2 protein-coding genes are annotated in these 749 nt (G+C 30.4%); both read right to left on the minus strand.

Features of this window, described 5'->3' with window-relative positions; translation table 11 throughout:
* Positions 1 to 141 precede the first annotated feature (141 nt).
* A complete protein-coding gene (locus LG649_RS15880; protein WP_010136310.1) occupies positions 142 to 444 on the minus strand; it encodes a type II toxin-antitoxin system RelE/ParE family toxin in 303 nt (100 codons plus the stop codon).
* Between the two features lies 1 nt (position 445).
* Positions 446 to 749 (minus strand): hypothetical protein (locus tag LG649_RS15885; protein WP_226544804.1); only part of this gene is annotated, 304 nt, incomplete at its 5' end.

A 749-nucleotide genomic window follows, 5' to 3' on the forward strand; every position in this document is an offset into this window, starting at 1 on the left:
TACAACGGTCTCGTATAACCGTCAGTTACGGGTTAATATGCGTTAATTTTTCGGCTTAGCACTGACGTTAGCAATTCCGAGTGGATTCGGACGTAGTCGAATCCGCCGTAATTGCGGTTATACATTGTTGGGCTTTCGTTTTTATATTTCTTTGTCTAATTTATTCGGGTCTTGTCTTGTGTCGAATAACGTAACAATATTTATCCGTTTGGAATTATATCGATAATATATAGTTGTTTGTTTTGTGACTACACATTTTCTTAAACTTTTTCCTTTTTTAGATTCGGGAAATATTTCAGGCTGGTTTTTAATTATCTCAATCGATGAATCTAATTTTTCTACAAAATCCTTTTTTACTTTTAAAGACCATTCTTCAATTAAGTATTCGAAAAGTTTTTCTAATTTCCTTTCCGCTGTTTTAGAAATAACAACTTTTCTACTCAATTTATCTGTGTTTTTGCATAAAAGATTCGTAATCCGTTATTTCTCCGTTTTCTATTTCACGAGAAGCTTTTTCAATTTCATTTCGTTGCTCAACAGACAAATCATCCCAAAAGTCAGCAGTTTTAGCTTTTTTAAAAATTTTTTTAATTGACTCAATGATTTTGGGATTTTCTGTATCCAAAAGCATTTTTACCAATTCTATTTTTTCCGCCTGAATATTCATTTCATATTTATTTATAACCAAAAATAATGATTTTAACTTGAAATTTTGATTGGAAACGATTTTTTTTAAATGAAGCCCAACG

Source organism: Neotamlana laminarinivorans, from assembly GCF_020523925.1.
Taxonomy (GTDB): domain Bacteria; phylum Bacteroidota; class Bacteroidia; order Flavobacteriales; family Flavobacteriaceae; genus Neotamlana; species Neotamlana laminarinivorans.